The organism is Acidovorax temperans (genome assembly GCF_028596105.1).
GTDB classification, from domain to species: domain Bacteria; phylum Pseudomonadota; class Gammaproteobacteria; order Burkholderiales; family Burkholderiaceae_C; genus Acidovorax; species Acidovorax temperans.
Window position 1 is genome coordinate 1787397 of the sequence record NZ_CP117193.1, and the last position, 16687, is coordinate 1804083.

At 62.7% G+C, this 16687-nt stretch carries 23 protein-coding genes; 18 read left to right on the forward strand and 5 right to left on the reverse strand.

Annotation, left to right across the window (positions count from 1 at the left end; genetic code table 11):
• The first annotated feature begins 86 nt into the window (after positions 1-86).
• The 7 genes from PQV96_RS08495 to PQV96_RS08525 all read left to right on the forward strand — a co-directional run bounded on the left by PQV96_RS08495 (position 87) and on the right by PQV96_RS08525 (position 6140).
• A complete protein-coding gene (locus PQV96_RS08495) occupies positions 87-350 on the forward strand; it encodes a DUF6511 domain-containing protein (RefSeq protein ID WP_273624988.1) in 264 nt (87 codons plus the stop codon).
• On the forward strand, positions 350-1105 hold the full coding sequence (locus tag PQV96_RS08500) for a PD-(D/E)XK nuclease family protein (RefSeq protein ID WP_273624989.1): 756 nt from the start codon (positions 350-352) through the stop codon (positions 1103-1105). The genes PQV96_RS08495 and PQV96_RS08500 overlap by 1 nt, the downstream gene beginning before the upstream one ends.
• Positions 1105-3294 carry an AAA family ATPase gene (locus PQV96_RS08505; RefSeq protein ID WP_273624990.1) on the forward strand — a complete coding sequence of 730 codons (2190 nt, stop codon included), beginning with the start codon at positions 1105-1107 and terminating at the stop codon, positions 3292-3294. The genes PQV96_RS08500 and PQV96_RS08505 overlap by 1 nt, the downstream gene beginning before the upstream one ends.
• Before the next feature lie 299 nt (positions 3295-3593).
• On the forward strand, positions 3594-4061 hold the full coding sequence (locus tag PQV96_RS08510) for a crossover junction endodeoxyribonuclease RuvC (RefSeq protein WP_273625239.1): 468 nt from the start codon (positions 3594-3596) through the stop codon (positions 4059-4061).
• 1 nt (position 4062) lies between these two features.
• A complete protein-coding gene (locus tag PQV96_RS08515; RefSeq protein WP_273624991.1) occupies positions 4063-4266 on the forward strand; it encodes a hypothetical protein in 204 nt (67 codons plus the stop codon).
• Positions 4259-4645 (forward strand): DUF6362 family protein, encoded by a 387-nt coding sequence (locus tag PQV96_RS08520; protein ID WP_273624992.1) that lies wholly within the window; start codon positions 4259-4261, stop codon positions 4643-4645. Before PQV96_RS08515 ends, PQV96_RS08520 begins: the two co-directional genes overlap by 8 nt.
• Positions 4646-4883: 238 nt before the next feature.
• Entirely contained in the window at positions 4884-6140 is a 1257-nt protein-coding gene (locus tag PQV96_RS08525) for a site-specific DNA-methyltransferase (RefSeq protein ID WP_273624993.1), read from the forward strand.
• A 7-nt stretch (positions 6141-6147) separates the two neighbouring features.
• Here PQV96_RS08525 and PQV96_RS08530 read toward each other — a convergent pair whose 3' ends face one another.
• The 5 genes from PQV96_RS08530 to PQV96_RS08550 all read right to left on the reverse strand — a co-directional run bounded on the left by PQV96_RS08530 (position 6148) and on the right by PQV96_RS08550 (position 7671).
• Positions 6148-6426, reverse strand: a complete 279-nt coding sequence (locus tag PQV96_RS08530; RefSeq protein ID WP_273624994.1) for a type II toxin-antitoxin system RelE/ParE family toxin — start codon at positions 6424-6426, stop codon at positions 6148-6150.
• Entirely contained in the window at positions 6426-6635 is a 210-nt protein-coding gene (locus PQV96_RS08535) for a TA system antitoxin ParD family protein (protein ID WP_273624995.1), read from the reverse strand. Before PQV96_RS08535 ends, PQV96_RS08530 begins: the two co-directional genes overlap by 1 nt.
• Before the next feature lie 68 nt (positions 6636-6703).
• Positions 6704-7156 (reverse strand): DUF3489 domain-containing protein, encoded by a 453-nt coding sequence (locus PQV96_RS08540; protein ID WP_273624996.1) that lies wholly within the window; start codon positions 7154-7156, stop codon positions 6704-6706.
• A gap of 40 nt (positions 7157-7196) precedes the next feature.
• Positions 7197-7418 carry a hypothetical protein gene (locus PQV96_RS08545; RefSeq protein ID WP_273624997.1) on the reverse strand — a complete coding sequence of 74 codons (222 nt, stop codon included), beginning with the start codon at positions 7416-7418 and terminating at the stop codon, positions 7197-7199.
• A 46-nt stretch (positions 7419-7464) separates the two neighbouring features.
• A complete protein-coding gene (locus PQV96_RS08550; RefSeq protein ID WP_273624998.1) occupies positions 7465-7671 on the reverse strand; it encodes a DUF6900 domain-containing protein in 207 nt (68 codons plus the stop codon).
• A 355-nt stretch (positions 7672-8026) separates the two neighbouring features.
• On the opposite strand from PQV96_RS08550, the gene PQV96_RS08555 reads away from it, so the two are divergent.
• From PQV96_RS08555 to PQV96_RS08605, 11 genes are read left to right on the forward strand one after another with little or no spacing between them, the layout of a single operon-like run.
• Positions 8027-8554 (forward strand): hypothetical protein, encoded by a 528-nt coding sequence (locus PQV96_RS08555; RefSeq protein WP_273624999.1) that lies wholly within the window; start codon positions 8027-8029, stop codon positions 8552-8554.
• Positions 8478-10382: a phage terminase large subunit family protein gene (locus PQV96_RS08560; RefSeq protein ID WP_273625000.1), complete on the forward strand. Its 1905-nt coding sequence runs from the start codon at positions 8478-8480 to the stop codon at positions 10380-10382. Before PQV96_RS08555 ends, PQV96_RS08560 begins: the two co-directional genes overlap by 77 nt.
• Before the next feature lie 16 nt (positions 10383-10398).
• Positions 10399-10605, forward strand: coding sequence for a phage head-tail joining protein (locus tag PQV96_RS08565; protein WP_273625001.1), 207 nt, complete (start codon positions 10399-10401; stop codon positions 10603-10605).
• Positions 10606-10607: 2 nt separating this feature from the next.
• Positions 10608-12116 carry a phage portal protein gene (locus tag PQV96_RS08570; RefSeq protein WP_273625002.1) on the forward strand — a complete coding sequence of 503 codons (1509 nt, stop codon included), beginning with the start codon at positions 10608-10610 and terminating at the stop codon, positions 12114-12116.
• Positions 12113-13252 carry a head maturation protease, ClpP-related gene (locus PQV96_RS08575; RefSeq protein ID WP_273625003.1) on the forward strand — a complete coding sequence of 380 codons (1140 nt, stop codon included), beginning with the start codon at positions 12113-12115 and terminating at the stop codon, positions 13250-13252. The genes PQV96_RS08570 and PQV96_RS08575 overlap by 4 nt, the downstream gene beginning before the upstream one ends.
• Positions 13253-13273: 21 nt before the next feature.
• Positions 13274-13618: a head decoration protein gene (locus tag PQV96_RS08580; RefSeq protein ID WP_273625004.1), complete on the forward strand. Its 345-nt coding sequence runs from the start codon at positions 13274-13276 to the stop codon at positions 13616-13618.
• A 31-nt stretch (positions 13619-13649) separates the two neighbouring features.
• Complete coding sequence (locus tag PQV96_RS08585) at positions 13650-14654, forward strand: major capsid protein (RefSeq protein WP_086912165.1); 1005 nt, start codon at positions 13650-13652, stop codon at positions 14652-14654.
• Between the two features lie 10 nt (positions 14655-14664).
• The gene (locus PQV96_RS08590) at positions 14665-14964 is read left to right on the forward strand and encodes a head-tail joining protein (RefSeq protein ID WP_273625005.1); all 300 of its coding nucleotides are present in this window, start codon (positions 14665-14667) and stop codon (positions 14962-14964) included.
• Positions 14961-15494, forward strand: coding sequence for a phage tail protein (locus PQV96_RS08595; protein ID WP_273625006.1), 534 nt, complete (start codon positions 14961-14963; stop codon positions 15492-15494). The genes PQV96_RS08590 and PQV96_RS08595 overlap by 4 nt, the downstream gene beginning before the upstream one ends.
• A 13-nt stretch (positions 15495-15507) precedes the next feature.
• Positions 15508-16023: a hypothetical protein gene (locus PQV96_RS08600; protein ID WP_273625007.1), complete on the forward strand. Its 516-nt coding sequence runs from the start codon at positions 15508-15510 to the stop codon at positions 16021-16023.
• Positions 16020-16670 (forward strand): phage baseplate assembly protein V, encoded by a 651-nt coding sequence (locus tag PQV96_RS08605; protein WP_273625008.1) that lies wholly within the window; start codon positions 16020-16022, stop codon positions 16668-16670. The genes PQV96_RS08600 and PQV96_RS08605 overlap by 4 nt, the downstream gene beginning before the upstream one ends.
• Positions 16671-16687: the final 17 nt, after the last annotated feature.

The following is a 16687-nucleotide window of genomic DNA, read 5'->3' on the forward strand; positions in this document are numbered from 1 at the left end:
CACGACGTTACTCGGACCGCTGGGTGTTCTGCTCGATGAGCTGCCAGAACGCATTTTCGCGACTCATGGAAAAGACGGGAGGTCACATGATCGATCCCAGTGATATGGAACTCTCCGCCATGGCGTCCTGCCTGGCGCCGCTTGGCGAGTATGTCGGCTCCATCGGTATGCAGCGACCGCTGGCGGACTACAGCAAAGACGAAGTGCTGATGCTGATCGACGTGGTGGTGACTGCCTACCAGGAACACATGCTCGTCGAGCACGAGCGGATGGCAGAAAAGGATCGCGCCTTTCTTGAGGAGCGGCTCGCCCGGCAAGGCAAGCCGGCTTCGACGGGAGTGCCGTTCTGATGCTGGATTTCAATCACCGTCCCAAGCTCCATGAGCTGATCGGCGTATTCATCGACGCTGCACTAAGCGCCGACCGTGACAAGCAATCCCGTCGCAACTACCTCGGTGCGTCGCGATTGGGCGTTGCCTGCGAGCGCGCGCTGCAATACGAGTATCTCCAAACCCCTGTCGATGCTGGAAGGGAAATCCAGGGTCGCGTGTTGCGCATCTTCGAGGTGGGACACGCTCTCGAAGAGCTGGCCATTCGTTGGCTGCGCATGGCCGGATTCGATCTGTACACCCAAAAGGCCAGCGGCGGTCAGTTCGGCTTTTCCGTTGCAGGCGGCCGTATTCAAGGGCACGTCGATGGCGTCCTGAACGGCGGCCCCGCAGAGCTAGGAATGAGCTATCCGGCCCTGTGGGAGTGCAAGACCATGAATGACAAGTCCTGGCGGGATACGGTCAAGCACGGCGTCAGCAGGTCAAAGCCCGTCTATGCCGCGCAAATGGCCATCTACCAGGCCTACATGGAGGCTAGTATCCCCGGCATTTCCGCGAACCCAGCGTTGTTCACCGCCATCAACAAGGACTCCGAGGAGATCTGGTTCGAGCTGGTGCCGTTTGACGGCGGCCTGGCGCAGCGGATGTCCGATCGCGCGGTGCGGGTCATCACGGCGACCGACGGCCAGGAACTGTTGCCGCGCCATGCGACCACGCCAACGCATGTCGAGTGCAAGTTCTGCCCCTGGCAGGACCGCTGTTGGGGTTCGACATGATGGCCGACAACATCATCTGGCTCGACTTCAATGACGCCCCCGAGCAGCGCGACGAACTGGCCACGGACACCGATGCGCTGCGTGCGGGGTTGCTGGACCGGCTCGAGGCCGTGCTCCACTACCTGTTTCCGCAGGGGCGCATTCGGGGTGGCAAGTTCACCATCGGCGATGTTGATGGCAACCCGGGCAAGAGTCTGGTGGTTGAAATCGATGGACCACGGCGTGGCCTGTGGAAGGACTTCTCCACCGATGAGGGCGGCGACATCATCGATTTGTGGGCGCTCTCGCAGGGCCGCTCCGCCCGCAGCGACTTCCCGCGCATCGCTGGCGAGATCCGGCAGTGGCTCGGTCTTGCTCCACCGATCATCACGCCGATGCGCCGCGATGTTCGCAGCGTGCCGATGGACGACCTCGGCGCTTACACCGCCAAGTGGGACTATCTGTCACCCGAGGGCGAACTGATCGCCTGCGTCTACCGCTACGACCCGCCGACCGGCAAGGAATATCGTCCCTGGGATGTTCGCGCCCGCATGTGGCGCGCGCCGGACCCCAGGCCGCTCTATAACCTCCCGGTCATCTCGAAGGCGCGAGAGGTCGTCCTGGTCGAAGGCGAGAAGTGTGCGGCTGCATTGATCGCTTGCGGCATTGCGGCCACCACCGCAATGAACGGCGCCAAGGCTCCTGTCGACAAAACCGACTGGCATCCGTTGGCGGGGAAATCCGTGGTCATCTGGCCGGACAGGGATGCACCCGGCTGGGACTATGCTGAAAGTGCCGCGCGTGCTTGCGTGGCTGCGGGCAGCACATCCGTGGCGATCCTGGTACCGCCCACCGACAAGCCACCCAAGTGGGACGCCGCAGACGCGGTCGTCGAAGGGTTCGACTGCGCGGCATTCATCGCCCAGGGCGAACGCCGCGTGGTCAAGGCAGCGGTTCCCGCTCTGCCCACCTTCACGCTCGGCGAACTGCTCGACGACAACTCACCGCTGCCACCCGATCTGATCTCTCCGCGCGTGCTGACGCCGGCAGGCATGTTGGTGTTCGGCGGTGCGCCCAAGGTCGGCAAGAGTGACTTCCTGCTGTCGTGGCTGGCGCACATGGCCGCTGGCGCTGCGTTTCTGGGTATGCAGCCACCCAAACCGCTGCGGGTGTTCTACCTGCAGGCCGAGGTCCAGTACCACTACCTGCGCGAGCGCGTGAAGGATGTCCGCCTGCCGTCGCATCGGCTGCTGGACGCCCGCGCCAACTTCGTGGCCACGCCGCAGTTGCGGCTGGTGCTCGATGACGCGGGGCTCGCCCAGGTGATCCCAGCGATCATGAACGCCTTTGGCGGTGAGCCTCCCGACATCATCGCCATCGATCCTATCCGCAATGTGTTCGACGGCGGTGATGCCGGTGGCGAGAACGACAACGGCGCCATGTTGTTCTTCCTGTCGCAGCGGGTGGAGCGGATTCGCCAGGCGGTCAATCCGGACGCCGGGATCATTCTTGCGCACCACACCCGGAAACTGGGCAAGAAGCAGTTTGAGGAGGACCCGTTCCAGGCCTTGGCCGGCGCGGGAAGCCTGCGTGGCTACTACTCGACCGGGATGTTGCTGTTCCGGCCGGATGAGACGCGCACGACCCGTCAGCTGATCTATGAGTTGCGCAACGGTGCCGGCATTCCGCTCAAGCACATCGACAAGGTTCAGGGTGAGTGGCGCGAGGTCGACGCCAACCAGCGGCTGGTGATGAAGGAATACGGCGAGCGGCTGGATGCTGAGCGTCGGCGCAAGCGCGACGCGATCCTGGAGATTCTGTTTCAGGAGGCCGCCAACGGGCGCTGCTACACCGCCAATCAGTTTGCCGAAGGCTTTGAAGGCAAAGCCGGGCTCGGTGGCGAACGCACGATCCGAGAGCGGCTATCGGCCCTGGCGACCCAAGGCTACATCAAGTATTTCCGCAACGCCGCTGACTACGGTTTGCCCTCCTGCGGGCGCACTAAGTTCGGTTACCTGTGTGTGGAAGGCATGGCGTTGCAGATGGCCATCGGACCGCCTGATCCGGACACCGGGGAGGTCGTGATGCAGACACATCTCGTCCTGCCCACCCACTACAAATGCCCGCAATCGGGGGCCGCCATGCCGGTCGAGAACCCCGAGGTGTGGGTGTACCAAGACGATCTCAACGATACCCAGGAGCCCGCATGAATACGCATCGTCAAGTTGGCAAAATTTCTGCCAACTGGAACCCACTTTTTGCCAACTGGATTCAGTTGGCAGACCATTGCCAACTTCAATCCAATGTAAATCAACCACTTGCGCGCAAGTTGGCAAGTTGGCAAGTTGGAAATGCTGCCAACTTGCCAACTGACGCAAACCCGCATGGTTACTGGGTTTGCGCGGATTCTTCAGTTGGCGAAAACTCCCCCTCCTACTACGTAGGAGAGGGAACAGTGGTTCCCTCTCCCTCACGTAGGGAGATTTCCTTCGATGGTTGTGGCAGGGATCTGAATCGGCGGGTGGTGCTCGCACTTGATCTCGGGACCACCACCGGTTGGGCATTGCTGACCCGGGAAGGTGACATTGCACACGGATTTGCGAGTTTCCGACCCCAGCGCTTCGAGGGGGGTGGCATGCGGTTTCTGCGCTTCAAGCGCTGGTTGGGGGAGCTCAAGACGATCGCCCAGGACATCCATGCGGTGTACTTCGAAGAGGTACGCCGTCATGCCGGGGTGGATGCCGCCCACGTCTACGGAGGCCTGATGGCCACGCTCACTACCTGGTGTGAGCACCAGAACATCGCCTATCTCGGCGTGCCCGTCGGCACGATCAAAAAGCACGCTACTGGCAAAGGCAATGCGGGCAAAGCCGAGGTCATCGCAGCCATGCGTGCCCTGGGCCACCCGGTCACCGATGACAACGAGGCCGATGCCCTCGCCTTGTTGCACTGGGCCATCGATACGCAGGAGGTGTGACATGAAAATCCCTACCCCTTCCTACCGTTGCCCCTTGGGTCGACTCCAACCCCAGACGTTCGATTTGGACGCCATCAAACAAAGTGGCTGGCAGGAGCAGCGCATCCTGGTGGTGCATGCCGATGACAGCCGCCTGGACTTTCTTGAGCAGGAGATCGTTCAGCGTATCGGCCAACGTCTTTACGGAGGGTCTCGCCATGGCTAAGTGGACGATCGACGATGTGGCCTTGCGCTTCAGTCAGGCGGCTGATGTTGCCCGACGTCTGCCAGCGGTTCGGGTCCAGGGATATTTCAACTGCTGGCCGGCGATCAAGCGCGCCGAACATGAGAACCTGGGTGTGGAAGACCGGCCACCGGTCTATTTCCCGCCCAGTCCGGAGTCGGTCGATCGGATGCTGGAGGTGATGCGCTGGGTGCTCTGGCTGGAAGAAGAACAACGTCACCTGGTGTGGATGCGCGCCAAGCGCTACGGCTGGCGGGAGATCGGTATCCGCTTTGCCTGTGATCGCAGCACCGCCTGGCGGCGCTGGCAGATGGCCTTGGCCAAGGTGGCGCTGCACCTCAATCTGGAAGATCGATCATGAAATTGCATGAAATCGCCAGCGTCTTACAAGGTCTGCGCAGACCTGCGTAACGCTGCGGGTTGAACCCGAAATCCGGCGTGCAACATATCCGCCGGATTGGCGTAGTATTTCAGCTATCTTCTGGACAGAGGTGCGAGGCAAACGCCCACCCTGATTCCAGTTATCCCCAAACTCTTCAAACCCGCCCTGAGCCCTGATGCTCTTGGCGGGTTTGTCGTTTCAAGGCTCCCAGACCATCGTGCAAATCGAATATCGTCCGATCGAGGCGTTGATTCCTTACGCCCGTAACAGCCGCACGCACTCGGATGCCCAGGTGGCACAGATCGCGGCATCCATCCGCGAGTTTGGCTGGACTAATCCGGTGCTGGTCGACGGCAGCAACGGCATCATTGCCGGTCACGGTCGGGTGCTGGCGGCACGCAAGCTGGGCTTCGAGCAGGTGCCGGTCATCGAACTGGCGCACCTGACCGAGTCGCAAAAGCGCGCCTATGTGCTGGCGGACAACAAGCTGGCCGAAAACGCCGGCTGGGATGATGAGTTGCTGCGCATCGAACTGGAGGCCTTGCAGGCTGCCGGGTTCGATCTGTCTCAGACAGGCTTTGCCGATGATGAACTGGCTGCTCTGATGGCCGAGTTGGCCGGCAACGAGGGGTTGACCGACGATGACGCAGTACCGGAGGTCACCGACGACCCCGTAAGCCAGCCAGGCGATGTGTGGCTGCTGGGTGAGCATCGCCTGCTGTGTGGCGATGCCACGGACCCCGTGGCACTGGAGACCCTGATGGGCAGCGATCTGGCCGACATGGCGTTTACCGATCCGCCCTACAACGTCAACTACGCCAACACCGCCAAGGACAAGCAGCGCGGCACCCACCGGCCCATCCTTAATGACAACCTGGGTGAAGGCTTTGCCGGATTCCTGTCGGCGGCCTGCGCCAACCTGCTGGCCTATAGCAAGGGGGCGGTTTACATCGCCATGAGCTCCAGCGAGCTTGACACCCTGCAGCTGGCATTTCGCGGCGCCGGTGGCAAGTGGTCCACCTTCATCATCTGGGCCAAGAACACCTTCACACTGGGTCGCGCCGACTACCAACGCCAGTACGAACCCATCCTGTATGGCTGGCGCGATGGCGTCGATCACTTCTGGTGTGGTGACCGTGACCAGGGCGATGTCTGGTTCATCAACAAGCCGGTCAAGAACGATCTGCACCCGACCATGAAGCCGGTGGAACTGGTCGAGCGGGCCATTCGCAACAGCAGCAAAACGCGGGACATCGTGCTCGACCTGTTTGGTGGTTCCGGCACGACCCTGATTGCCGCCGAGAAAACCCAGCGCCGCGCACGGTTGGTGGAGCTTGATCCCAAGTATGTCGATGTGATCGTCAAACGTTGGCAGGATTACACGGGCAAGGCGGCCACAATGGCCGCCACGGGTAAAACCTTTGCGGAGTGCGCAACGTCAGATCAGCTCGCCCCTGAACCGCAGGAGGCGTGAGGCATATTCAGTGGTCCACGCGTTTGAGGTCGCGGTAGAAATTCTCGTGAGGCCCAACCATCAGCAGCTTGATAGTTTGTGGGTCAAGAACGCGATAGGCGAGCAGGCACAGCTGATTGATCATCTTGAACTTGTAGACTTGCACGCCAGCCAGATCGCCAACCTTGGCCTCACCGATATCGGGGTCACTGGCGATGGCGCGCACCGCATCATCAAGCGCCGCCTTCTGCTGACGGTGCAGCTTTTTGACGGTGCGCTCGAAAGTCGGGGTAACGAGTAGACGCATCAGCCGAACTGATACTCGCCCACAGGTTCTTCCTGATCGGCGATCAGAATGTCACGGATCACGCTGAAGGGCAGATCCGGGTTCTCCGCGGCAATCTTGCCGATCTGAGACCAATATTCGATTTGCTTGGGTACCGAGCGGTGCTCGATGGTGCCGTAATGCCTGGCGGTCTCGACCAAGGCTTCTGGCAGCTTGACGTTGATGGCCATGGAAATCTCCTTAAAGTGGCTCCATTGTAGCCCGTTATGGACCAAAATGTAACCCTGTGTGATGCCGGTCAAGCAACCCGGTAAACGCGCTGGCCATGCTCATCCTTGCTGGAGATCAGTGTCAGGCCCAGCTTCTTCTTGAAGGCTCCGGCAAAGGTGCCGCGCACCGTGTGCGGTTGCCAGCCCGTGACCTCAACGATCTGGCTGATGGTGGCGCCTTCCGGGCGCTGGAGCATGGCGATGATCTGCGCCTGCTTGGTGTTCTCCCGGGTGCGCGGCGCGGCTTTGATCGGCTCGATCGAAGCCGGCGGTACCGCCAGGCCCAGCGCCTCGTAAGCCAAGTCGGTGACCCGGTGGCTCTCTCCATCGATTTGAATCAGACCCTGCCGCAGCAGGCTGCCCAACACCTTGTCACGGGCACCGCCCTTGAGGTTGTCGGGAAACCAGCTCAGCTGTCCATTGGATGCCTGGATGGCGGTGTTGAGAATCAGGGTCTGGGTGTCGGTCAGTTTCATGGTCATCTCCTTGTGATGGATCGGTGTGTGTTGAATTGGGGTGCGCTTACTCGGCGTACTCGCCTTCCTTGAAGTAGGCGTCGGTCACTTCCTTGAGGGCAGTGACGTAGTGCGTCACGTCACCGACGTGGCCCCAGGTCACCGCATCGGGGCTGACGCCAAAGTGGTCATCGCGCATCTGTTGCAGCCGCTGGAGCAAGACGTCGAATTCGCCAGCCTTTGCGATAAAGTTGTCCAGGGCGGTGGGTTTGGCAGTCAGGGTGGTCATGGTCGGGTCCTTTTTGCGGGTGGGTGATCGTGTCTGTATGAACGCTTCATTCGGCCGGCTTAGCAACTCGTTTCTGGGGGATCTGCCGAGGTTTTTTGCCGGCCTGCTGACCTGCCTCAAAAGCCGCCTGCAGCGCGGCTTTGATGTTCCAGACCGCCAGGTCATGGAAGTCCAGCCGGTCGCTGTTGCGCGTGTCCAGGGTCTCAAGCCCGAGGATGGTTTGGGCGATGTGATCGAGCGTCGGGTGGGTCATGGTGTGGGCTCTGGTTGATTGCGATGACCGTATGAACGCTTCATTTCCGGAAGAAGCCAAGTTGAATCTGGCCCCTGTCGCATCAATCCCACGCAGGGACGGGCAGTGGCTCGCAACGCTTCGCTATTTCATCGCCGGGGACCCTGGCGACCTTGGCCAGTGCGGGGCGGCGGACCCGCGAGATTTGCGCAGGCACAGGCCGCGCTACGGTTTCGCTTCGTGGCCCGATGCCTGCTAACACGCCGCTTGGCCGTGATCCAAGACGAAATGAGCGGCGCCAGCGTTTCGCTTGCCGGCGAAAGATCGAGGCAGTCGGCCTCAGTTTGATTTCCCCTTTGACGACGAGCTGCACTGCATGGCAACTGCCCCCATTGAATCGCTGGCCAAGCTGCTGGATCTGACCCCGCGCCGGGTGCAGCAACTGGCCAAGGAGGGCGTGATCCCCAAGCCCGCCACGCGCGGGCAGTACGACCTCATCCCGTCGGTCGTGGCCTACATCCGCCACCTGCGGGCTGTGGCCAGCGGCGATGGTGGTGATCTCCTCACCGAAAAAACCCGCCTCGCCCGAGCCCAGGCAGAAAAAACCGAAGTCGAGACCGCTCGCCTCAAGAGTGTGCTGGTGCCCGCTGCGGATGTAGAGCGGGCCTGGGCCAGCATGATCGCCGCAGCGCGGGCCAAGTTATTGACCTTGCCGGTGCGCGCCACCCCGCTGGTGCTGCCGCTTTCTGAGGAGTCGGCCATTGAACGGCTGCTGACGGACATGGTGATGGAGGCCTTGTCGGAACTTGCTGAGGCCGCCCCTGACGATGATCCAGACCTTGTTAACCCGGGTGCGCTCGCTATGGCGGCCACCGCCGACGATGACGGTGAGCCAATGGGCTGACACGCATCTCTACCTTTCGCCCGAAGACAGCGCCGAATCGGGCAAATACCTGAGCGAGCGCGCCCCGTATCAGCGCGGCATCATGGACGCGTTCAGCGAACCCGGGGTTGAAGAGGTCGTCATGATGTCCTCGGCGCAGGTGGGCAAGACGCTCATCCTGAAAGCCTTGATTGGCTACTTCATCGACCTCGATCCGTCGCCCATCCTGGTGGTGCAGCCGACGATCGAGATGGGCGAGACCTTCTCCAAGGATCGTCTGGCGCCGATGATCCGTGACACCCCGGCGCTGGTTGGCAAGGTGCGCGATGCCAAGAGCCGCGACTCGGGCAACACGATCCTCAAAAAACACTTCCCCGGCGGCCACCTGACGATTGCCGGGGCCAATAGCGCGGCGAGCTTGTCCAGTCGCCCGATTCGGGTCCTGCTCTGCGACGAGGTCGATCGCTACCCGCCCTCGGCCGGCACCGAGGGTGACCCGGTGAACCTGGCGCGCAAGCGAACCGCGACTTACCGCGCGCGCAAGAAGATCGCGCTGGTCTCGACCCCGGGCCTCAAGGGGCACAGCCGCATCGAACGTGCCTGGTTGCAGTCGGACCAGCGTCGCTACTTTGTGCCCTGTCCGCACTGCGGCCACCGCCATGTCCTTGAGTGGGCCAACGTGCTGGTCAATGAAGATGAGGTTATCAAGACCTGCCTGGTTTGCCCCGCGTGCGGGGTGTTGATCCGTGACAGCGACCGGCCACTCATGTTGGCGCAAGGTCAGTGGGTTGCGCAGTGTCCGGAGAACCCGATCCCCGGGTTTCATCTGAACGAGCTCTATTCGCCCTGGCGCAAGCTCTCGGAAATCGCTAGCGATTTCCTGCGTGCCCGGGGCAACCCCGAAGAAGAAAAGACCTGGTGGAACACCGCCATGGGCCAGCCCTTCGAGAGCGTGGGCGAACAGGCCGATGCCCAGCAGCTGGCGCAACAGCGTGAAGCCTACGCAGCGGATCAGCTGCCGGAAGGCGTGCTGACGGTGACCGCTGGCGTCGACACACAAAAGGACCGGCTGGAAATCGAACTGGTGGGCTGGGGTGCTGGCGAAGAGTCCTGGGGTATCGAGCACATCGTGCTGCACGGCAGCCCCGCCGATCCCGAGCTCTGGCAGCGACTCGACACCCTGCTGGCCAACACCCGACTGCCCACCGAGGATGGTCGGGTGCTGCGCGTGGCCGCGTGCTGCATCGACTCAGGTGGCCACCATGTGCAACAGGTCTACGAGTTCGCCACGCCGCGTGCGGCGCGCAACGTCTGGGCGGTCAAGGGCCAGTTCGGTCCGCGACCGGTATGGCCCAAGCGTCAGACCAAATCGAAGAAATACCGGGGTCACACCGTGCGCCTGATCGGCGTGGACACCGCCAAGGACACGATCTATGCGCGCTGGCAGGTCGCTGAGGGCAAGCCAGGCTACTGCCACTTCCCCATGTCGTATGACGAGGCCTGGTTTCAACAAGCCACTGTCGAAAAGCTGGTGACGCGCATCGATGCCCGAGGCAACGAAGTGCGCGCCTGGCAAAAATCTTCCGGCGCGCGCAATGAAGCACTCGACTGCAGGGTGTATGCCTATGCCGCACTGCAAGGGCTCAAGATCGAACGCCGTCTGATCCTGGCACGCCTTGGGAGCAGCGCATTGAGCGGGCCGGTCGTGGATGCCCAGGTGGATGTCCAGAGTGAGCCCAGTCGAAGCTCAAGCACCGTCAGTCCTGCCTTGCCAGCTGCGGCAGCGCGCGGGGCACCCCAGCCATCGGCGCGGCGGGTCGCATCGTCGACCTACCTGCGCCGCCGTTAACTACCGAGGAATCCGCATGGCCTTTACCCAGGACGATGTCGTCCGGATCGAGCGCGCCCTGGCCAAAGGGGAGCGCATTGTTCGCTTCGCTGACCGCACAGTCGAATACCGCACGGTGCAAGAGCTTATCCAGGCGCGCGATCGCATGCTGATGGAGCTGGCCCAAACGGGGCCTCGCCGTGGCCGTCTGGTGCGTCTGTTTCATGCCGGCAAGGGCGTCTGAGTATGGGCGCGCCCTTTCATTGGCTCGCCCGGCGCGGCTTTGTCTTGCCCAACCGACTGGCCAACGTCCAAGCCCGCTACGACGCCGCAGGCAGTGGCCGCCGATCCTTGAGCTGGCAAGCGCCCAGCAGCGGCCCGACTTCAGCCTCACTGGGCGGACTGCAGCCCCTGCGCAACCGATCGCGCGCGGCCATACGCAATGACCCGTATGCTTTCTCGGCCATCGACCGGCTGGTCTCCAACACCATCGGAACGGGCATTACGCCCAAGCCTCGCCACCCTGACGACGGGGTGCGCCGCCAGTTGCAGGAGCTGTGGGAAGACTGGTGTGACGATGCTGATGCGGATGGGCGCACCGACCTGTATGGCTTGCAGGCGCTCATTTGTCGGGCGGTGTATGAGTCGGGCGAGTGCTTTGTTCGCTTGCGACCCCGACGCCCGGAAGATGGGCTGGCAGTGCCTTTGCAGTTGCAACTGCTTGAACCCGAATTCGTGCCCCACGACAAGCATGAGCAGCTCGGTGGCGGCAACGTCATCCGCGCTGGCATTGAATTCAACAGCCTTGGGCAGCGGGCCGCCTACTGGATGTACCGGGCACACCCGGGCGAGGGTCCCACACCGTCGGCGGTGTTCAACGACTTGCAGCGGGTGCCGGCCGAGCAGGTATTGCACATCTTCGAGCCGCTGCGCGCCGGTCAATTGCGCGGGGTGCCGATCCTGGCGCCGGTGCTGGCCCGTCTGAAATCACTCGATGACTTTGACGACGCGGTGCTGTTTCGCCAGGAGGTGGCCAACCTCTTTGCCGGCTTCATCCGCAAGCCTGCACCTGAAGACCCGGTGGTCGATCCGGTGACTGGCGCCCCGATCCAGACCGATGTCGATGGCTTTACGCCAATGGTGGGACTGGAGCCCGGCACGATGCAGGAATTGCTGCCAGGCGAAGAGGTGGATTTCTCCAGTCCGCCCGATGCCGGCAACGCCTATCCGGACTTCATGCGCCAGCAGTTGCTCGCCACCGCAGCCGGGGCAGGCCTGCCCTATGAGCTGCTCACCGGTGATTTGCGCAATGTGAATGACCGGGTGATCCGGGTGGTGTTGAACGAGTTTCGGCGACGCATCGAACAGCGCCAGTTCGGCATCTTCGTGCATCAGTTCTGCCGCCCCGTGCGTGCTGCCTGGCTGGACATGGCGATGCTCGCTGGCGTCATCGAGTTGCCCGACTACGCGCGGCAGCGGCGCGCTTACCTTCGCACCCGTTGGGTGCCGCAAGGCTGGTCCTACCTGCACCCGGTGCAGGACGTGCAGGCGAGACGCATGGAAGTGCGCGCTGGCTTTACCTCGCGATCTGAGGTGGCCCTGCGTCAGGGCTATGACGCCGAGCTCATCGATTCAGAAAACGCCGCCGACAACGCCCGCGCCGATGGCCTGGGCCTGTCCTATGACTCGGATGCCCGCAGTCGTGCGACATCCACATCCCCGAATTCAAACCCAAACGACGAGGAGCCGGCATGAGCCATCTTCCCGATGCTGCGCCGACGCGCAGCTGGTACCGCATCCAGGCCAAGACAGAACCCAATCAACCCACGTCCATCGAGGTGCTGATCTATGACGAGATCGGCCTGTGGGGAATCAGCGCCGCCCGATTCATCGACGAACTCAAGGCGATGGACGACGGCCGTGCGCAGATCACCATCGCCATCAACAGCCCGGGCGGTGATGTGTTCGATGGCTTTGCCATTCACAACGCTTTGCTGCGCTTGGGTGAGCGTTGCACCGTGCGCATCGATGGCCTGGCCGCATCCGCAGCCAGTGTCATTGCCTGTGGCGGGCATCAGGTGGTGATGGCGGCCAACGCCATGCTGATGATCCACAACCCGTGGACCTTCACCTATGGCACCGCGCAGGACCTGCGCAAAACCGCCGACATGATGGACAAGGCGCGCGACGGCATTCTGGCCGCCTACCGGCGCAAGGCGCCGGCGATTGAAGACGCCGCGCTCATCCAGATGCTCGATGACGAGACCTGGCTCAACGCCGACGAAGCGCTGGCCTTGGGCCTCGTGGATCTGATTGGCGAGGTCGTGGCACTGCAGGCTTGCCGGGGCTCGACCAATGTCCTGGCGCGTTTCAAGCATCCGCCGGATGCCTTGCTGGCAGGTAGCACCGACATTGCGCCTGCCCCTGCCAGCGAGCCTGCGGCTGCAACCGAGCCGTCGCCCGATCCAACACTTGATACAGCCCGCCTGGCGCGCAACGCCGCGCGTTTCACCCTGGCCTGCCTGGCCTGCGGATTCCCTGATCTCACCGAGGAGTTGCTGATGAACACCCCCATTGCCGATGACGACGCGGTGGCCGCGAAGATTGAACGCCTGCAGGCCATTCGCACCCTGTGTACCAGCGCCCGACGCCCCGAACTGGCCGCCGACTACGCGCGCTCCGGCCTGAGTGTGGAGGCCGTGCGTGCGCGGCTGTTTGATCGATTGCTGGCCGCGCAAGGCGCTGCGATCGACAACAAGGAGCCACCGCTCACCCCCGAAGCCCAGGCAGCGGCCAGCCCGAACACGAGCGCCATCTACGCCGCGCGCAAGAAAAGGCCCAGCCGCCCGGCAGCCGTCAAAACGGCCACGCCCCAAGCGCCCACCCCTTAATCGTCACCTGGAGCACACACCATGAACATCCAAACCGAGGCCGTCCACACGGCCGAATTCCTTCTCTCCGAGGGCAATCGCGAGATCTCGCGCGAGGCCATCACGGTCGCTGCCGGTGATGCGCTGCCTGCAGGACAAGTCCTGGGCATCCAGACCGCCTCGGGCCATTACGCCGCCTACAACCAGACCGCCACCGATGGCACCGAGGTGGCGGTGGGCATCTTGCACGCCGCACTGCCGGCCTCGGCAGACGTACGCAATGGCGTGGCCTTCGTGCGCCTGGCTGAAGTCGCCGCAGCGCGTCTGACGGGGCTGGATGCCGCCGCGATTGCCGATCTCAAAACCCGTCACCTCATCGTGCGCTAACCCACGTGCCCAACTCATTCCGGAGACTTCCATGCCCCTGACTCTCGACATCTTCAACGACGACGCCTTCGGTGTCGCTTCGCTCACCGCCGCCATCAACAACCCGCCCGAGGGCCAATATGTGCCCACTCTGCTCGACAGCCTCTTTGAGGAAGAAGGGATCACCACGACCTCGGTCATGATCGAGCGCGATGGCGATGCCCTGGCATTGGTGCCAGCCAGCGAGCGCGGTGCACCGGGTGACGTCACCGTGGGATCGAAACGCGACATGATCCCGTTCTCGACCCTGCACCTGGCCACCACGGGGGCTATCAAAGCGGACGAAGTCCAGGGTGTGCGCGCCTTTGGCTCTGAGTCGCAAACCCAGACGGTGCAGAACCTGGTTACCCAGCGTCTGCTCAAAATGCGCCAGCGTCTGGAAGCGACCCTGCGCTACCACCGCTTCGGTGCGGTCACCGGAAAGATCTACGATGCGGACGGTTCACGCGTCCTGCTCGACTTGCATCAGCGCTTTGGTATCACCGCGCAATCGGTGGCCATGGCACTGGGCACAGAAACCACCGACTTGCAGCAAAAGATTCGCGATGCCAAGCGCAAGAGCGAGGATGTGATCGGCGACTCGGGCGTGATCACCGGTTGGCTGGGCATTTGCGGTCGCGGTTTCTACGACGCCTTTGTCGGCCACGCCACCGTCAAGCAGGCCTACGACCGCTGGAACGATGGGCAATTCCTGCGGGACGATCTGCGCAAGGGCTTCACCTTCGGCGAGGTGACCTGGAAGGAGTTCTACGGCAAGGTCGGCAGCATCAGCTTCATCGGCGAAAACGATGCCTACCTGATCCCGGTTGGGGTCTCGGAGCTCTTCATCACCCGTTATGCGCCGGCTGACTACATGGAGACGGTCAACACTATCGGCCTGCCACTCTATGCCAAGCAGGAGCTGATGCGCATGAATAAGGGGGTTGCGCTCGAAGCGCAGTCCAACCCGCTGAACCTGTGCACCAAGCCGCGCGCGGTCATCAAGCTCACCAAGTGAGCCGGCTGACATGCAAGACTTTCGTGCCCTCGGCAATGAACTGGATGCCAGCGTGTTCGACGCCTTGGCCGATCAGGCTGACATCGCCGGTCGTCCGGTGCGTGGCATGTTCTCTTCCCCGTGGCTCGCCCCCCAGGTGGGACGCTTGGATACCGGCTTGATTGAGCCGCAGCTCATCGTGCGCGATCTCGATGCAGTTGATGTAGCCAGGGGTACGACCTTGAGCTTTGATGGCCAGACGTTTGAGGTCGTCGGAATCGAGCCGGATGACACGGGTGTCACGGCCCTGATTCTGAGGCCCATGGCATGAGCACTACCCTCAAAGTCGATATTGACGTGGGCCAGGTGCTGGCATTGACCCAGGGTCTGACCGCCAGCGCGAGCCAGGCGGCCTGGCGCCGCACCCTGCGCAAGACCGGGCAGTGGGTCAAAAGCCAGACCGCGAAGGCGGTGAGCGTTGAGACCCGTATTCCGCAAAAGCTGCTGCGCCAGCGCCTATATTTTTTTCTGCGCTCGCGCGATAGCGGCAAGGTCTGGCTGGGACTGAATGCCATCGAAGCCCACCGCCTGGGCAAGCCACGCCAGACACGCACCGGCATCTCGGTGGGGCGCCATCGGTTTGATCAAGCGTGGCAGATGCGCAAGCGCTCACCCGACGGACCACTGTATCGCCGTACCACGCAGGCGCGTCGCCCCTATGAGGTGGTCAAGGTGGACTGGGCCGGGCCTGGTGAGGCGGCATTTCGACAAGCGGCCGAGCGCGCCCAAGAACGCCTGCTGACGGTGCTGCGCCAGGAAGTGAACTACGAAATTCACAGGGCGCTGGCCAAGGCCCGCTGAGGATGCAAACCCCATGATTGATTCACTTGCCCAATTGCACACTGCAATCGTCAGCGGCCTGCGTGCCAAACTGGACGGGGTGCCCACGGTTGAGGCTTATCCGGTCTTGCAGCGCCGCATCGGCCTGCCTGCTGTATTGGTGGAACTCGCCGAGATGGAGCCGGGCAACGATCCGGGCAACGGCGCCACGGCACTGATTGGCCGGTTTCAGGCCCGGGCGATTGTTGACCCCAATGCGGCCCAGGCCGATTTGCAGGTGCGTGAATTGGCGGCGCGGGTTGCCGTGGCGCTGACCCATGAGACCTGGGGCCTGCCGATCACCATGGCGAGTCTGGTTCAGATCGGGGATGACGCTTTCAAGCCCGAACTCGATGGGTACCTGGTCTGGGTGGTCGAATGGACCCATGAGTTTCATCTGGGCGAAGCCGTCTGGCCCTACGAGGACGAAAGTGGTCTGGCCATCTGGGTGGGCTTCACACCAAATATCCAGCCTCCTGAGACCTATGAACCTTTGACGGAGGCGCCATGAGCGATGCTTACGCGATTGGCGAACACGATCGCATGATCGCCGCCATGCTGCAGGCCGGCACCATCGAGGTTGTTGATCACAGCGCCGCCCGGGCGCGAGTGCGCATCGGCAACTGGGTCTCGGCTTATCTGCCTTGGCATGTGCCGGCTGCCGGTGAGGTACGTGTCTGGCGCGCGCCATCGGTCGGTGAGCAGTGCTTGCTCATTTCACCCTCGGGCATGCCGGAGGCCGGGTTCATCCTGCCGGGCTTTTACACCACCACGCACGGCCAAGCGGATAACCGGGACCATGTGACGGTGATCCGCATGCCGGACGGCGCGCAGATGCTCTACGACTGGCAGGCAGGCGCATTGCTGATTGAGGGCACCCAAAGCGTGACCGTGAAAAACGCCACCACCGTGCTGATCGACAGTGGTGGCCCGGTGACGGTCAAGGCCCCCAGCGTCACGCTGGATGCCCCCGAGACCACGGTCACCGGCAATCTGACGATTGGCGGTGCGCTGGCCCAGGGAGGCTCGGGTGCCAGCAATGCCACCTTCGGCGGGCAGGTTCACGCACAAGGCGATGTCACTGCCGGTGGCATCAGCCTGCAGGGCCATACCCATACCGAACAAGGCGACGGCGCGCCAACCAGCGTTGCCCGCTGATCCTTCATTCACCCCAA

Excerpts from the sequence above, each read along its gene's own strand:
- PQV96_RS08505 (WP_273624990.1), top strand. The coding sequence starts at position 1,105 with ATGGCCGACAACATCATCTGGCTCGACTTCAATGACGCCCCCGAGCAG.
- PQV96_RS08580 (WP_273625004.1), top strand. The coding sequence starts at position 13,274 with ATGAACATCCAAACCGAGGCCGTCCACACGGCCGAATTCCTTCTCTCC.
- PQV96_RS08605 (WP_273625008.1), top strand. The coding sequence starts at position 16,020 with ATGAGCGATGCTTACGCGATTGGCGAACACGATCGCATGATCGCCGCC.
- PQV96_RS08575 (WP_273625003.1), top strand. The coding sequence starts at position 12,113 with ATGAGCCATCTTCCCGATGCTGCGCCGACGCGCAGCTGGTACCGCATC.
- PQV96_RS08600 (WP_273625007.1), top strand. The coding sequence starts at position 15,508 with ATGATTGATTCACTTGCCCAATTGCACACTGCAATCGTCAGCGGCCTG.
- PQV96_RS08545 (WP_273624997.1), bottom strand. The coding sequence starts at position 7,418 with ATGACCACCCTGACTGCCAAACCCACCGCCCTGGACAACTTTATCGCA.
- PQV96_RS08515 (WP_273624991.1), top strand. The coding sequence starts at position 4,063 with ATGAAAATCCCTACCCCTTCCTACCGTTGCCCCTTGGGTCGACTCCAA.
- PQV96_RS08550 (WP_273624998.1), bottom strand. The coding sequence starts at position 7,671 with ATGACCCACCCGACGCTCGATCACATCGCCCAAACCATCCTCGGGCTT.
- PQV96_RS08540 (WP_273624996.1), bottom strand. The coding sequence starts at position 7,156 with ATGACCATGAAACTGACCGACACCCAGACCCTGATTCTCAACACCGCC.
- PQV96_RS08570 (WP_273625002.1), top strand. The coding sequence starts at position 10,608 with ATGGGCGCGCCCTTTCATTGGCTCGCCCGGCGCGGCTTTGTCTTGCCC.
- PQV96_RS08595 (WP_273625006.1), top strand. The coding sequence starts at position 14,961 with ATGAGCACTACCCTCAAAGTCGATATTGACGTGGGCCAGGTGCTGGCA.
- PQV96_RS08555 (WP_273624999.1), top strand. The coding sequence starts at position 8,027 with ATGGCAACTGCCCCCATTGAATCGCTGGCCAAGCTGCTGGATCTGACC.
- PQV96_RS08535 (WP_273624995.1), bottom strand. The coding sequence starts at position 6,635 with ATGGCCATCAACGTCAAGCTGCCAGAAGCCTTGGTCGAGACCGCCAGG.
- PQV96_RS08500 (WP_273624989.1), top strand. The coding sequence starts at position 350 with ATGCTGGATTTCAATCACCGTCCCAAGCTCCATGAGCTGATCGGCGTA.
- PQV96_RS08590 (WP_273625005.1), top strand. The coding sequence starts at position 14,665 with ATGCAAGACTTTCGTGCCCTCGGCAATGAACTGGATGCCAGCGTGTTC.
- PQV96_RS08530 (WP_273624994.1), bottom strand. The coding sequence starts at position 6,426 with ATGCGTCTACTCGTTACCCCGACTTTCGAGCGCACCGTCAAAAAGCTG.
- PQV96_RS08585 (WP_086912165.1), top strand. The coding sequence starts at position 13,650 with ATGCCCCTGACTCTCGACATCTTCAACGACGACGCCTTCGGTGTCGCT.
- PQV96_RS08560 (WP_273625000.1), top strand. The coding sequence starts at position 8,478 with ATGATCCAGACCTTGTTAACCCGGGTGCGCTCGCTATGGCGGCCACCG.
- PQV96_RS08565 (WP_273625001.1), top strand. The coding sequence starts at position 10,399 with ATGGCCTTTACCCAGGACGATGTCGTCCGGATCGAGCGCGCCCTGGCC.
- PQV96_RS08495 (WP_273624988.1), top strand. The coding sequence starts at position 87 with ATGATCGATCCCAGTGATATGGAACTCTCCGCCATGGCGTCCTGCCTG.
- PQV96_RS08520 (WP_273624992.1), top strand. The coding sequence starts at position 4,259 with ATGGCTAAGTGGACGATCGACGATGTGGCCTTGCGCTTCAGTCAGGCG.